Origin of the sequence: Rhizobium leguminosarum bv. viciae USDA 2370, assembly GCF_002008365.1 — a bacterium.
Lineage (GTDB): Bacteria > Pseudomonadota > Alphaproteobacteria > Rhizobiales > Rhizobiaceae > Rhizobium > Rhizobium leguminosarum.
Genome location: NZ_MRDL01000046.1, coordinates 21,817 through 36,681 on the forward strand (window position 1 = coordinate 21,817; position 14,865 = coordinate 36,681).

Here is a 14,865-nt window from a genome sequence, read left to right on the forward strand (position 1 = left end):
CGCCACCGATCGGCCCGCCTTGGCCTCCCACCCCCGCGGGAGGCTTCTTTTTGGCCTCAGCCCGGCAAGACACTTTCGACTCCACCGAATCGCAACCGACGGCACGACTGAGGCCCAGGACGACTTCGCCGACATGACTCGCTGAGCAGAAGTTCGCTGATGGGTATCGGTGCCGGTATTCCAAAGTATCGCGAAGGCGAAACCACAGTATAATTTCCCGTCGTCCCTTCCGTCGCTAGACTCTATCCGTTGCCTCCGGAGACAGGTAGCGAATCCCCCCGTTGCTACCCACCAAGCTTCGGCGCTCCTTCATCCGAAGCTCTGCGGGTCCATGACCCGCCCGACCGCCCAGCAGCCGCTGGGCGGTCTTTCGTAGAGGCGGACCACGCATCGAACGGGCGGGTGGCCGCTCGTTGTTGGGACGAACAGGCGAGATGTGGTAAGAAGATGGCGAAGTGGTCGCGGTCGTCATATGTGCTCGCTTTGGCCAATTTGACGGGACGGATCTCCGAAACGAAAATGGCAGTGCCGGATCCGACAGGCGAGATGCCGAAGTCGGCAAGCAGGCACATCCTCTTGCTTCGGCGTTGGTGGAGATGAGTTTGGAGGTTCGTTGGGAGGACGGTGATCGCGTGTTCCGGCGGGAACGGCGCCTAGGTGCCGACGGCAAGTGGAACCCGGTACTGGTCGTGCTTTCGGCCCTCGAGTACCCGACACCTTCGAGCCTCGGCCGCCTCGACCATGAATATGGCTTGAAGGACGAGCTTGATTCTGCATGGGCGGTGCGACCGCTTGAGTTGGTGCGCGAAGGCGGCCAGACGATGCTGGTGCTTGAAGATCCGGGCGGCGAGCCGCTCGCCCGGCGGCTCGGAACGGCGATGGAACCGGAGCTTTTCTTGCGCCTCGCGATCGGCATCGCCGCCGCGCTGGGCAAGGTCCACCAGCGCGGTCTCGTCCACAAGGACATCAAACCGGCCAATATCCTGGTAATGGGCACGGGCGCCGAGGTGCGGCTAACCGGCTTCGGGATCGCCTCGCGCCTCTCCCGCGAGCGCCAGGCCCTCGAGCCGCCCGAAGTGGTCGCCGGAACGCTTGCCTACATGGCCCCCGAACAGACCGGGCGCATGAACCGCTCGATCGATTCCCGCAGCGACCTTTATGCGCTCGGCGTGACCCTTTACGAAATGCTTACCGGGAGCCTGCCCTTTTCCGCCTCCGACCCAATGGAATGGGTGCATTGCCACATCGCACGGCAACCGACGCCGCCCAACGAGCGGGCGGTGGATGTTTCACCGGCGGTATCGGCCATCGTCATGAAGCTGCTCGCCAAGACGGCCGAGGAACGATACCAGACGGCAGCCGGCGTCGAGCACGATCTGAGGCGCTGTCTCAGCCAATGGGAAATGCGGTGCCCGACCGACGCATTCCCGCTCGGCGAACGCGATATCCCGGACCGCCTGCGGATTCCCGAGAAGCTGTACGGGCGGGACCACGAGGTCGAGACCTTGCTCACTGCCTTCGACCGCGTGGTGTTGAGCGGGGCGCCGGAGTTGGTCTTGATCTCTGGCTATTCCGGCATCGGCAAGTCGGCGGTGGTCAATGAACTCCACAAAGTTCTGGTGCCGCCGCGCGGCCTGTTTGCGTCCGGCAAGTTCGATCAGTACAAGCGCGACATTCCGTATGCGACCCTGGCACAGGCTTTTCAGAGTCTTATCCGGGGGCTTCTCGCGAAGAGCGACGCTGATTTGGCACTCTGGCGCGAGACCCTGAGAGAGACGCTGGGGCCGAACGGACGGCTGATGGTCGATCTCGTCCCCGAACTGAAGCTCATCATCGGCGACCAGCCGCCGGTGGCTGAACTTCCGGCACCGGACGCGCAACGGCGGTTCGAGCTGGTATTCCGCCGTTTCATTGGTGTCTTCGCCCAGCCCGAGCATCCGCTGGCACTGTTCCTGGATGACCTGCAGTGGCTTGACACGGCGACACTCGATCTGCTGGAAGACCTCCTGACGCGGTCGGATCTGCGACACCTGATGCTGGTTGGTGCCTATCGCGACAACGAAGTAAGCGCCACCCATCCGCTGATGCGGACACTTCGCGCGATCCAAAGCGCCGGCGGCAATGTCGCGGAGATCACGCTTGCGCCGCCTACAAAAGGCCATCTCCGGCAGTTGATCGCGGATGCGCTCCACTGTCAGCCCGATCGTGCGGCCCCGCTCGCACAAATGATGCACGACAAGACTGGCGGCAATCCGTTCTTCGTCCGTCAGTTTCTATTTTCGCTCGCCGAGGAGGGAATGCTCACCTTCGATCATGACGCGGCATGCTGGTCCTGGGATCTCGGTCGCATTCACGCCAAGGGATACACCGACAACGTCGTGCACCTCATGGTCGGCAAGCTCGCGCGCCAGCCGCTCGAAACGCGGGAAGCGTTGCAGCAGTTCGCCTGTCTTGGAAACATCGCTGATACCACGATGCTTTCACTCATCCTCGGGATCCCGGAGGAGCAAGTCGCCGGGGCCTTATGGCCCGCCGTCGCTCATGAGCTGCTCGAGCGGCTGCCAGACGCCTACCGGTTCGTCCACGATCGCGTTCAGGAAGCGGCCTATTCGCTGATCCCGGAGGAGCGACGCGGCGAGTTGCACCTTCGCATAGGGAGACTGCTTGCGGCGAACACCGCGCCGGAGTTGATTGACGATTATGTCTTCGAGATTGTCAGCCAGCTCAATCGGGGAGCCGCGCTGATCACGTCGACCGAGGAGCGCGAGCAACTGGCCGAGTTCAATCTGCTGGCTGGCAAGCGCGCCGAGGCGTCGACGGCATACGCCTCGGCGCTCAACTACTTTGTCGCCGGTACGGCGCTGCTGCCGGAAGACGCGTGGGAGCGCCAGCGCCAGCTGACCTTCGCGCTTGAGCTGAACCGAGCCGAATGCGAGTTCCACCTGGGCGCGCTGCCGGACGCGGAGGAGCGGTTGGCTCGGCTTTCCAATCGTGCTGTCTGCTCCGACGACCAGGCTGCTGTCGCCTGCCTGCGCATCGATCTCTATGCCGCGCTCGGTCAGACCAGTCGTTCCGCCGCGGTCGGTCTCGACTACCTGAGGCAGCATCTCGGCGTTGACTGGTCGCCGCATCCGGCCGACGAGGAGGTGCAACGAGAATACGACCGGATATGGTCGGGGCTCGGGAGCCACGCGATCGAGGAGCTCATTGACCTGCCGCTGATGAGCGACCCAGCGTCCTCCGCGACACTGGATATTCTCACGCGGCTCGTTGGGGCGGTATGGCACACGGATGCGAATCTGGCATGCATGGCAATCTGCCTAGCTGTGAACGTGAGCCTCGAGCGAGGCAACAGTGACGGCTCCTGCTACCATTATGTGTCGCTTGGCTATATTGCCGGGCCGCGCTTCGGCGACTATGAGGCCGGATTCCGGTTTGGACAGCTAGGCTGCCATCTGGTCGAAACGCACGACCTGAATCGCTTTCAGGCCAGGACTTACAAAGACTTCGGGGCCCACGTCATACCGTGGACGAGACATGTCCGAATCGGCCGCGACATCTTGCTGCGAGCGCTTGACATCGCCAACCAGAGCGGCGACCTCACGTTTGCCGGATACAGCCATGTCAGCTTGAACTCGAATCTGCTGGCGGCTGGCGATCCGCTTATCGAAGTGCAACGCCAAGCGGAGGTTGGCCTCGCGTTCGCGCGGGAGGTGCGGTTCCAGTTCGTTGTGGACCTCGCCAGCGCGCAGCTCGGACTCGTCCGGACACTGCGGGGGTTGACCCGGAAATTCGGCTCCTTTGATGACGACGGATTTGACGAAGTTGAGATCGAGCGCCGGTTTTCCGAAAATCCGAATCTCGCGGAAATCTGCTACTTTGTCAGAAAACTGCAGGCGCGGTTCTTTGCGGGCGACCACGAGGCGGCCGTGGATGCGTCATTGCGGGCGCAGAGACTGCCGTGGACATCGGTGGCGCATTTTGAGGAAACGCCGGAGCATCATTTCTACGGCGCCTTGGCCCGCGCCGCATGCTGCGACTCCGCCGCGGCCGACCAGCGTGCGCGGCATACGGAGGCTCTGGTCGCCCACCACCGACAGCTTGAAATCTATGCGAAGAATTGCCCGGAGAACTTCGAGAACCGAGCAGCGCTCGTCGGCGCCGAGATAGCGCGCCTTGAAGGCCGCGAAATCGACGCGGCGCGCCTTTACGAACAAGCGATCCGCTCGGCGCGCGCAAACGGCTTCGTTCATCATGAAGCCCTCGCATATGAACTCGCCGCCCGCTTTTATGCGCGGGGAGGTTTCGAGGACTTCGCTCGTCTTTATCTCCGCAACGCGCGTGGCTGCTATCTGCGCTGGGGTGCCGACGGCAAGGTGCGACAACTCGACCAACTCTATCCCGACCTGAGAGGGGAAGAACGTGCTCCCGCTCCAACGAGCACCATTGGCGCACCGGTCGAACAACTCGATCTCGCTACCGTTATCAAAATCTCGCAAGCCGTGTCGGGAGAGATTGTTCTTCAAAAGCTGATCGACACGGTCTTGCGGACCGCCGTTGAGCAGGCGGGCGCCGAGCGCGGCCTGTTGATCCTGCCGCGTGGGGGTGAGTCACGGATCACGGCGGAGGCCACGACGGGCGGCGAAACGGTCGTGGTGCGGATGCGTGACGAGATCGTGACAGGGACAACCCTGCCGCAATCGCTCCTTCATTATGTCTTGCGCACAAACGAAAGCGTTGTTCTCGACGACGCCATGGCTCAGAATCCATTTTCCATGGACCCCTACATTTGTCGGCACCGGGCGCGTTCCATTCTCTGTGTTCCGTTGCTCAATCAGGGCCAACCTGCCGGGGTACTCTATCTTGAGAACAACCTCGCCCACAGGGTCTTCGCGCCGGCCCGGATCGTGGTGCTGAAGCTGCTCGCGTCTCAGGCAGCGATCTCACTGGAGAATACCCGATTGTACCGCGATCTCGCTGAACGCGAAGCCAAGATCCGTCGCCTCGTCAAGGCCAACATCATCGGGATCGTCATCTGGAATATCGAAGGTCGCATTCTGGAGGCCAACGACGCGTTCCTCCGCATGGTGGGATACGACCGAGAGGATCTTGCCTCGGGTCGGCTTTGCTGGACGGACCTAACACCGGCCGAATGGCGCGACCGCGATGAACGGACCGTCGCGGAGTTGAAGATGATCGGGTCAGTCCAACCCTTCGAGAAGGAGTACTTTCGGAAAGATGGCAGCCGTCTGCCGGTGCTGATGGGCGGTGCTCTCCTAGAAGAAAGCAGGAACGAAGGTGTTTCTTTTGTCCTCGATTTGACGGAGCGCCGTCAGGCCGAAGAGGCGTTACGGGAGAGCGAGGAGGCCTTGCGCGAAGCGCTGGGGCAACTTGCCCACGCAAACCGCGTCGCCACGATGGGGCAGCTCACAGCCTCCATCGCCCATGAAGTCAATCAGCCGCTCGCCGCGTCGCTCACCAACGCCCAGGCGGCCTTGCGCTGGCTCGGTAACCGTCCGCCGAATCTCGAGGAGGTGACTCAGGCGCTCGGCCGGATTGTCGAGAACGCCAATCGAGCCGGCGATGTCATTGGCCGGATCCGTGCCTTGATCAAGAAGGAACCCCCTCACAAGGGGCAATTCGACCTCGACGAGGCCATTCGTCACGTGATTGCCTTGACCAGCGGTGAAGTGCTCCGGCAAGGCGTCACGCTGCGGACCCAATTCGCGAGGAGCCTCCCGTCGGTGGAAGGGGATCGTGTCCAGTTGCAACAGGTGATCCTAAACCTCATCATGAACGCCATCGAGGCGATGAACGGCGTTAATGAGGAAGAGCGCGAGTTGCTGATCAGCACCGGGACAGGCTCGGGAGGCGTGGTCGTCAGGGTGCGCGACTCGGGTCCAGGCCTGGACCCGCAAAGCATGGACCGCATTTTCGAGGCTTTCTACACGACCAAATCCAGCGGCATGGGTATGGGCCTGGCGATCTCCCGTTCGATCATCGAGGCTCACGGGGGCCAGATGTGGGCCACCGCTAATGACCCTCGTGGGGCAGTGTTTCTGTTCACCCTGCCTCTAGAACGAGACGAAATCCACACAACGCATGCCGACCAAATCACAATGCCGGGAAAATAGGACCAACAACTGGCTGAAGCTTTCGCAGCCAGTGCTGCTCTCGGCGAAGTGTGAAGGCGTCGGCGGGCCTCTCTTCTCCATCGCGAGACGACCGAGGTGCCGCTGAAACTGAATTCACCTTCATGACGCGGTCAGCGGGCGAATGGAGGCAGCAGTGGAGAAAGCAACAAGCGCATCGCAAGGGGCGAAATCGTGCCACGGGAAGCTGGACGCGATGAGCAGCACTACCATGTCCGCACCAGCTAAACGGTGCTTCGCCCCAAGTTCGATGATCCAGGTGCGGACCAAGAAACCCTATCGAAGACACAGATCGTTTGGCTTAATGCATAGTCACGGAACTCACTGAAGGGCAAAGATCCTCGAAGTCCTCCACAAGACGGAAAAGCCCGAAGGAGTAGCACAAGAGACCGAACCGCGTCCCGGTCACAAACAGGGTAAAAGCAGATCTCCCGGCGCGCAAAGCTTGTCCCCAGGGAGGCGTGATTGTTTCGCGTGGCATGACGGAAAACATCATCAAATGAGCCCCAAAGGCCGTATTCGGCCATGATGAACCATCTGGCGGCATGTGGAGCGGAGAGCCCGGAGCCCAGGGCCAAGCTTTCCCATATGCGCTGGGAAACAAGGTCAACGGGACCAGATCGATTTCGATTCGGTTGAGTTCATGTGTCATGGCGTCAATCCTTGGAAGGAACGCGAAAGAACGAAGAGGCAAACGGTGCGACCCGTAGGCTCCCCGGCCACCTTGTGTGGTGAAACCGTCGTCCCGACTGATCTTGATGCAGGTACTACCCCCGCTGCGTGATGAACTCCCGTGTGAGTCTGATCACATAGCCGCGCGGAAGAAATGTACCCTGACCGTAGCAGGACGCTGCCCGACCCGCCATTGATCTGGAGGAAGGATCGGGGTAGCGAACAGGAGGGGATGACTTATACGGAGGTTTACGAGTCCTTGATCGAAGTCGGCAAGCCGCGTGATGTCTCCGGTGGAAAGTCGACCATCACCCGCGTCGCGATGAGGTGCCCTCGGCTGGAATGGACGACCATGACGCCGATATCGCGCTCGTTTTCCGAGGGCTTCATGCTTGAAAACGAGTGGCCGAGCCTGGCATGGCTCCCTAGCGCCCGCCTGTTTGCTGCGGTCGTATAATTTCCGCATACACAAGTATGATGGTGGACCTGTACACTTTGTTTTAACGTTTGCTCATAAGTGCCGGCTTCGCCAAGCTGCTCATCCTCGCACCGGCTTCGCTGGCCATTCACTGTACGTTGGAGCCATGGGGAGTTTTCAGGTTCCAAAACCGTTAGGGAAGGACGCAGAATGCCGACGGTATCTCCGACTCCGATCACGCCCCCAGACGAGCACGTTGTGACAGCCCGCGAGGCGCTTGAGCCCCTCTACGAAAGACTGGAGCTTCACACCGAATCCACCTTGCTTTCGGCGGCAATGGCCGCCGGATGGCCAGCCGAGGAAGCAATGAGGGCGCTGGCTGCCCTTAGATTGCAAGACGCGCTCAATATTCTTTGCCGAGCGAATTCAAGTCCAAGCATATCGATGCACGGCCAAACGGCTGAATGAAATGGCAGTCTACGCGAAGTTCCAAGGGAATTGATCCAACGGGGATATCCAGCAGCACGATCAACGAAGTCTGCGTCAATGGAAACGCCCTCAAGCAATTGAATTTTGGAAGAAGATGTCGCCATGGCTGCCCAACGCTGCCCGGCGCGCTCTCTGACGATCGCCGAGACGATGTCTAGTTCCTGAGATCAAGGAATTCGTGGAATTCAACGGGCTGTGCGACACAGGCGTTCAAGCGGAGCTTCTAGCTTCCGCGGCGGCTCGGTCACAGGGTGATCGAAACAACGCAGGCCCGCCAGCACGTCCAATTTGACCTCAAGGAAGTGGTACAACAAGCCTCAGTCTGGTCAATCTGGCAATCCAATCCGTTTCCCGACGACGACCACCTGTTCGCGTTCCCAGGGGCGTGTAAGACAAGAGCTTATTCCGAAACGGCCCAGAGCCAATAGCCTCGAAACAGCCGCGAGCCTGCGCGGATGGCCGGTTGCTTTTAAAGCTGTTCGACAAAACACCAGAGGCTCACTTGGTTGCCACGATTTAGTAGATTGACCAAGTTGTCGGCCTCCTCGGCGGTGAGCATGTCCATGACAAACCCATCGATGATGGCCGCCTGTCCGCTGACTTTATCGAACACCGTCCAGTAAATATTGAGGTTCTTGCAACGGCTATATCTTTGCGATGCCATCGTGAACGGCCTCCATATGGTAACGACTTTGGTCAATTGTGAGCGATCTATCAGACATGACTGCCTGGCGGCTCTTGGACATCCGCGAGGCTCGTGACGTCAGGCGGCAGCTCGGCAGAGGGCTCGCATTCAGCGGGTGGTAAGGGAACTCTTGCACCACAGAGAGTCAGGCCGCTCGTTGCCTTTAAGAAGGCGCTCACAGTAGAGCATTTTTGTACGCGCTAATGAAGAGATGCGTTGGAATCAGGCATGCTATCTGTTCGTATAGCCTTCCAAAAGCTCGCATCATCCACCATTGACAACGAGCAGCACCTGATGTCGCGGGGGGCACATAGTTCCGCTCGTAGGTCTGGATGACCACATCGAAGCGGCTTTCCATCTGTCAGATGATCGATGCGGCGCAGATAGATCGATGCGCCTGTGGGACTTGGAGAAAGCAGCTTGAAGAAGATCATCCTCATGCCACCAGTGTCCTCTTATTCTCCACGATGGACACGGTGTCGACGAGCAGCTCCAGCAGTTCCACACACACCTCAGTCCGGACATGATGCGGCAAATGGCCCACGCCCCTGAGCGTTTTGAAGACCGCCTGGTCGTGGTTCCGTTGGATCCACGCCGAGTGCCACCGACAGTCGATGACCCCGTCCCGGTCGCCGAAGACAACGGTTATAGGCAGGTCGGACGAGAGGCGCCCGAATGCGGCCATGTCGGCGTTGAAGGCGGACAGTTCCGCGGCCATGGTCTCGATTGTGGGCGACGACACGATGTGGCGCGCGGGCAAGGCTGCCAAGTATTCCGGTACGGGATTTGGGGCGGCCGAGGTTCGCAGCGCGGAGCGGAAAATCACCTCCGGCCAGCGAGTGGTCATCTGGCGGCGGACGGCGGATCCGATCAGCGGCATCATCGCCGTACGCAACAGCACGAAAGGCTTGAAAGGAACTGGCCTGCAGCAAGGTGCGATCAGCAACATAGCCCTAACGAGGTCCGGCCTGCGCTGCGCGAGAAGAAGTGGCGGTGCGCAACCGATAGAATGGCCGACCAGCACGCGCGGCCCGCCCCCTATATGCTCAAGGAAGGTTTCGAGCCAGAAGGACTGCCCGAGAGGTCCCTGACTTCCGGAAGGTAGTGGAGAACTGAAGCCGTAGCCTGGGCGATCAGGTGCAATGATCCCGATGTTCTCGTGGACTTCGAAAGGAGTGACGACCTCCTCGGCAAGGCTTCCGCAGCCGTGTAAGAAAACGACCTCTGGGCGGTTCGCCCGACTTCTTCTCAACATATGGATTTTATGATCGTGGACTTGCAGAAGTTCGCCGACGCGGGGGACGTTTGCACAAGGATGCTTCATACGCGCCGAACGTACTTTTCAGTCGATTGTTCCGACTGGTAGGCGGTGGGATCCACGCCTTTTTTGCGGTTGACCGGATTTAGGAAGGCACGATCGCACGAGTAGCTCTGCAAAGGGGAAATCTCCTCCGTTTTGCATTCTCCTGTGCGATCCCGAACTACCGTGACCCGCCCCGGCTCGGCGCCGCTGTTTTTCGGACCGTATGCCCTAAAGCCCGTCGAGGGAGGTACGTCACAACCATTGCCGAGGCCAATCTGCGCCCTAATTTCAAAAGACTTGGTGAGAACGACCGACACCTCGATGTCTTCGAGCGACGCCAAGATCACGGAGGCGGAATTGGAAAATGACCTCGGCCCCCGCCGCGTCTATTCGACCTCGCCATCCTCCCCTTCACGCATGCCTGCCTTCGCGAGTGTACTCGCTGTTATTGCCATTCTGTATTTCGGCAAGGAAGTGCTTCTTCCTCTAGCAATCGCAGTGCTGTTGACGTTCGCGTTGGCTCCCATCTCCTCTCGTCTTCGAAAGCTTGGCATGCCGCGTATTGCGGCAGTCATAGTCACTGTCGTGATCGCTTTTCTTGTCCTCGTCCTGTTCGGGCTTGTCGTAGCGGGACACGTAGCCGAAGTCGCCCAGAACCTTCCGGCCTACCAAGGCAACATCATAGCAAAAATTCGGTCTCTCCAGGAAAGTGGAACGGATAGCGGTATTGTACGGCGCCTGACATCAGTCGTTGAGAGCGTCGGTCGTGAGCTCAGCAACGCCGAGGAGCGCCCAGTTGCTCCCGGTACCGCATCAAGAGTAAGGGAGCCTGTGCTCGTTGAGATATTCGCGCCGAGTAGACCAATTGAAACGCTTACTAGCCTGATTGGTCCGCTGCTCGGCCCCATCGCCTCATTGGGCTTGATCATCGTCGTCGTAATATTCATGCTTTTAGAGCGGGAAGAGCTTCGCGACCGCTTTATCCGGCTCGTTGGCTATGGCGATCTGCATCGCACAACAGAAGCCATCCAGGAGGCAGGTAGCCGCGTCGCGCGGTATCTTCTTATGCAGCTGGTGGTGAACTGCGCCTACGGCGTCCCATTGGCGCTCGGACTATGGGCGGTTGGCATTCCAAATCCAGCGCTCTGGGGGATGCTAGCCATCGTCCTTCGATTTGTCCCTTATATCGGGCCTGTAATCGCGACGGTTCTGCCGCTGTTCCTGGCTTTTGCAGTTGACCCTGGCTGGAGCCTTGTTCTCTGGGTTGGGGCCATCTTCCTCGTGCTGGAATTGACCAGCAACAACGTCATCGAGCCCTGGCTCTATGGTTCTCGTACCGGCCTCTCTCCGCTGGCAATCATCGTCGCGGCGATTTTTTGGGCATGGCTGTGGGGACCAGTCGGTCTTGTGCTGTCCACGCCGCTGACCGTGTGTCTTGCAGTGTTGGGCCGGTATGTCCCGCAATTCGAGTTCCTTGAGGTCGTTTTTGGTAGTGACCCGGTGCTCGATCCCAAGGAGCGGCTGTACCAGCGGCTCCTTGCTGGCGATCCCGATGAGGCGACCGACTACGCCGAGGAATTCCTCGAGGAGGATTATCTGGAGGACTACTATGGCAAGGTCGCCATTCCCGCCCTTCTACTCGCGGAGAAGGATAGGCGTCGAGGCGTCTTGACCCCGGAGCAGATGGAACAGGTGTTTGGGACCGCCATCACACTGGTCTCGAACCTTGCGGAAATCGCGGAGGAAGAAGAGCAGGAAGAGGAAGAAGAAGAGGAACAGAAGGAGAAGGAGAAGGAGAAGGAGAAGGAGAAGGAGAAGGAAGCGGCAGGTCGGCCCAGCACCCCTCCCAAGGAAGGGATTCGGGATGAAAGCGAACTACCTGACGGACGGGGCAAGACAGTCTTTTGCGTCGGAGGCAGAGGCCCCCTCGACGACGCGTCGGCTGCGATGCTTGCCCAGATTCTTCAGGTACAGGGCGCCGAGGTGGTCGCAGCGAGGCATTCTGACATCCCCAATCGCCGTGCCATGAGCCTCGTTCCGAAACAATCGAACGCCATCGTAGTTTGCTTCCTCAACGAGGACTCGGCAAGGCATGCCACCATACTTGTTCGTCGGTTCAAGCGCATATACCCAACCATTCGCGTCGGCGCGGTCCTTTGGGTGGAAAACCAGGAGGAAAGGCAGCCGCCCGCGCTTGGGGAGGCGGATTTCGTTGCCACAACCTTGACCTCGGCTGCCCGCGAGGCACTCGCCGATGCACCACCATCATTGGTGACGCCCGCGCGCAAGATCCGTACCAGGCGGTCCTCGAATAAGACAGGCATAGCCGCCGCGCACTCCGGGATTTAGGTGTCCAAGGGGCGGTCAGGCGCCATAAGATGCGCCCAGTCAGTCGGCAAGACCAAGCTAACAATAGTGAGCAAATCGTGGGCAGTTCCCGAAGCAGTAAAGCCTACGACCGTGCGACAAGCCCACCGGTTGCTAAACTTCGCAAATCAGCTCACTTTTCCCTTCCATGGAGATAGCGAGACCTTCCATCGGGCAGGATCAACCTGATCGCCACATGCGTTGCCAGGATGCAATCGACGCCGCGTTCCGTGATCTGCTCGAAAGAGCTACCGCAGCGGGACGGTCGGAGCGCGAGGTCTTCGTTGCGGTTATCGATCTCGCGGACAATCATATGCTCTCGATGTCGGCGAACGAGGAGATGAACGCCCTCATTGAATTGTTGAAGCGCATGACCTGATCTTTGGGCCGACGAGGGTTCTCACCGGCCGGAACATTCGGCCTTTAACTCGATTAATCTACCTCCACATAGGAGGAAGCAATCATGGACCACACCAACCACGTCCGCCTCACGACTTCGGAACTTACCCCTGCCGTCCTCGAAGGTGCCACCATCTATGGAGCCGACGATCACAAGGTCGGCAAGGTCGATCATATCCACGGGGCGGGCGCCGGCGGCTCCGCGGTCATCGACGTCGGAGGCTTTCTGGGTATCGGCGCGAAGCCTGTTGCAGTTCCGATCTCGGATCTTGAGTTCATGCGCGATGAAGACGGCGACGTTCACGCCGTTACGAGCTGGACCAAGGACGAGCTCAAGCAGATGCCCGCGCACCGCAACTGAGCGTAATCACATGATGCCTTCCGTCCTGGGATAGTCGTTGACGCTGCCGGGCGGAAGGCCCATCTATTCGCACATGGCAAAACCCAAGACCACCGACGATGCGGAGCTGATCAAGGAGTGGCCCCTATCGACCGCAGCCACGCTCGGATCATCCGTTCGCGCGAAGCGGATTCTGATGGAAATTCGCGCACGTCTGCCTTTGGCGGTGAGAAAGTCGCTCGAAATCGAGGCGGGTGCTCTGACATTGGCGATGGCTGAAACGGCTAAGAGTGCGTTCCGTGCTGCTTCTCAGTTGTTTCCGACGTGCTCGAAGACATCGAAACCTTGCTGTGATCCCTCCTGAATCCAGGATATCCTGACGAGCTCTACTACCGAGAGACATCGCTGGCTCAGCGACGGACGCTTGCGCAGCGCTGGAACCCGCACGGTGAAGCTACGTGGGCGGGCGAGGAAAATAACCTTCCACGTATTCGACCCGCGCGTGGTGGAGGACATCCTCGACCGAGACCTGGTGACAGTCTGGCGCGAATAGGATGCTGAAGCTACGGTCGAGAAACGACGCGTTCGCTGAAGACCAAGGCCAAGACCGCTTCGAAACCTGATGCCGACCCCGACGATGCGTCACGTTCGAAACCTCTCGGCTGCGAAGAGTTCAGTCGCGATGGGTTGCTCCGCTAAGGCGGCGGAACCTCTGCAACGCAGTTTTCGATCCCTTCCCAATAGTCGCCGAAGGCATTTCGGCGAACTTGAAGATCGGGTCGGCATTACAGACATGGAGGCCTCCACCCCTCCATCGGCATGCTGCAATACAGCCTTGCGGAATATCTCCTTCGCGAGGAGGACGTGACAGTTAAGACTGTCACCGAGGGAGTTCCGTGTCTTCGGCGACTTGCGGACGCCGACGAGGGATCTACATTCCCCGGATGAAAATCTTCGAATCCGGCGACGGGTCTCAGCGGAATTCGCTTCGTGAGGTGCTGCGAAGCCTCGACAGGGCCGACGGCAGACAGGCGATCGCCTTTCGGCTGGTATTTGCTGCCATTGACGTTGCCATTCTCGCCTTCTTCCTGCTCGGCCCGTACCTGCGATCCGGTCCGTCCTATCTAATTATCGACTATGCGATAGCAGTGTGGATCGCCGCCGAGATGGTCGGCCGGGCGGTCGCCGCATTCTCTGTGCGTGAGTGGATTCGGCGGCCGATGACCTGGATCGACTTCGTGGTGCTGGCCACGCTGTTGCTGCCGGACCTGCTCTTCAATTTCGCTTTCCTACGGATCATGCGGTTCTGGGCGATCGGCACGAGTCCGCTGCTCAAGGACTTGCTGCGCAAGGCCGGCTACTTATACCTTCTCGACGTCGTCCGGGCGGTGATCAATCTCCTTGTGTTCCTCTTCATGGCAACCGGGTTCGTCTATACGTCCTTCTTCTACAACAGGGAGGGAGGCGAAGGATTCGTCGATGCGCTATACTTCACGGTCGCGACGGTAACGACGACGGGATTCGGGGACATCACGCTTCCCGGAACGCTGGGCAAGCTCACTTCCGTTGTGACGATGATCGTCGGCATCTCGTTATTCGTCAGGCTTGCTCAGGCAGTCGTCCGCCCTCACAAAGTGACCTATCCCTGTCACCGATGCGGCCTTCAGCGCCATGACGCCGACGCCGTTCATTGCAAGGCGTGCGGAGACGTCTTGAACATCCCGGACGAGGGATCGTGACCGTCGATCCTGGCTAGACGATACGGTAGGATTTGCACGCAGCCGTTGTCTAAGGGGGGGCCTCAAGAACGTGACGCGGTTGACGCCACCCGATAGCCAGCTCGACATCTCCAGCGCATTGTCGCGTGTTGATGTCAGGATCACAAAGTGCGGCCGCTTCGGCCCCATCTCAGTGAACTGGCGGCGGAACACGTCGATGTCGATATGCGTGACTGCGCCGGAAGAGCGAAATTCACGCGCTGGTCGATGAAGACTGGTTCCCCGACAGGTGCAGTTGGCGAACCGAGCAAGATTTCAGGAG

9 protein-coding genes and 2 pseudogenes are annotated in these 14,865 nt (G+C 59.7%); 8 read left to right on the top strand and 3 right to left on the bottom strand.

Going from position 1 to position 14,865, the window contains the following annotated elements:
• Nucleotides 1-602: 602 nt before the first annotated feature.
• The 3 genes from BS629_RS22095 to BS629_RS39925 all read left to right on the top strand — a co-directional run bounded on the left by BS629_RS22095 (nucleotide 603) and on the right by BS629_RS39925 (nucleotide 7,710).
• Nucleotides 603-6,134 carry an AAA family ATPase gene (locus tag BS629_RS22095; protein ID WP_027690553.1) on the top strand — a complete coding sequence of 1,844 codons (5,532 nt, stop codon included), beginning with the start codon at nucleotides 603-605 and terminating at the stop codon, nucleotides 6,132-6,134.
• A gap of 922 nt (nucleotides 6,135-7,056) precedes the next feature.
• A complete protein-coding gene (locus BS629_RS22105) occupies nucleotides 7,057-7,281 on the top strand; it encodes a hypothetical protein (RefSeq protein ID WP_245268287.1) in 225 nt (74 codons plus the stop codon).
• A gap of 171 nt (nucleotides 7,282-7,452) precedes the next feature.
• Entirely contained in the window at nucleotides 7,453-7,710 is a 258-nt protein-coding gene (locus tag BS629_RS39925) for a hypothetical protein (protein WP_018246391.1), read from the top strand.
• Between the two features lie 490 nt (nucleotides 7,711-8,200).
• On the opposite strand, the gene BS629_RS22115 is transcribed toward BS629_RS39925, so the two are convergent.
• Together BS629_RS22115 and BS629_RS22120 are read right to left on the bottom strand one after the other, a co-directional pair.
• Nucleotides 8,201-8,395: a hypothetical protein gene (locus tag BS629_RS22115; protein WP_018246390.1), complete on the bottom strand. Its 195-nt coding sequence runs from the start codon at nucleotides 8,393-8,395 to the stop codon at nucleotides 8,201-8,203.
• 457 nt (nucleotides 8,396-8,852) lie between these two features.
• Nucleotides 8,853-9,740, bottom strand: a complete 888-nt coding sequence (locus BS629_RS22120; protein ID WP_018246389.1) for an alpha/beta fold hydrolase — start codon at nucleotides 9,738-9,740, stop codon at nucleotides 8,853-8,855.
• Nucleotides 9,741-10,040: 300 nt separating this feature from the next.
• On the opposite strand from BS629_RS22120, the gene BS629_RS22125 reads away from it, so the two are divergent.
• From BS629_RS22125 to BS629_RS22145, 5 genes and pseudogenes are all read left to right on the top strand, one after another.
• On the top strand, nucleotides 10,041-12,068 hold the full coding sequence (locus BS629_RS22125; protein WP_184328251.1) for an AI-2E family transporter: 2,028 nt from the start codon (nucleotides 10,041-10,043) through the stop codon (nucleotides 12,066-12,068).
• A 214-nt stretch (nucleotides 12,069-12,282) separates the two neighbouring features.
• Nucleotides 12,283-12,465 (top strand): hypothetical protein, encoded by a 183-nt coding sequence (locus BS629_RS22130; RefSeq protein WP_018246387.1) that lies wholly within the window; start codon nucleotides 12,283-12,285, stop codon nucleotides 12,463-12,465.
• 84 nt (nucleotides 12,466-12,549) lie between these two features.
• Nucleotides 12,550-12,846 carry a PRC-barrel domain-containing protein gene (locus tag BS629_RS22135; RefSeq protein ID WP_018246386.1) on the top strand — a complete coding sequence of 99 codons (297 nt, stop codon included), beginning with the start codon at nucleotides 12,550-12,552 and terminating at the stop codon, nucleotides 12,844-12,846.
• Between the two features lie 73 nt (nucleotides 12,847-12,919).
• Nucleotides 12,920-13,524: pseudogene (locus BS629_RS22140) on the top strand (hypothetical protein).
• Nucleotides 13,525-13,769: 245 nt separating this feature from the next.
• A complete protein-coding gene (locus BS629_RS22145; RefSeq protein WP_018246385.1) occupies nucleotides 13,770-14,564 on the top strand; it encodes a potassium channel family protein in 795 nt (264 codons plus the stop codon).
• 57 nt (nucleotides 14,565-14,621) lie between these two features.
• Here the strand turns inward: BS629_RS22145 and BS629_RS22150 are convergent.
• Nucleotides 14,622-14,768, bottom strand: a pseudogene (locus BS629_RS22150) (alpha/beta hydrolase); the annotation flags it as partial.
• Between the last annotated feature and the right edge of the window lie 97 nt (nucleotides 14,769-14,865).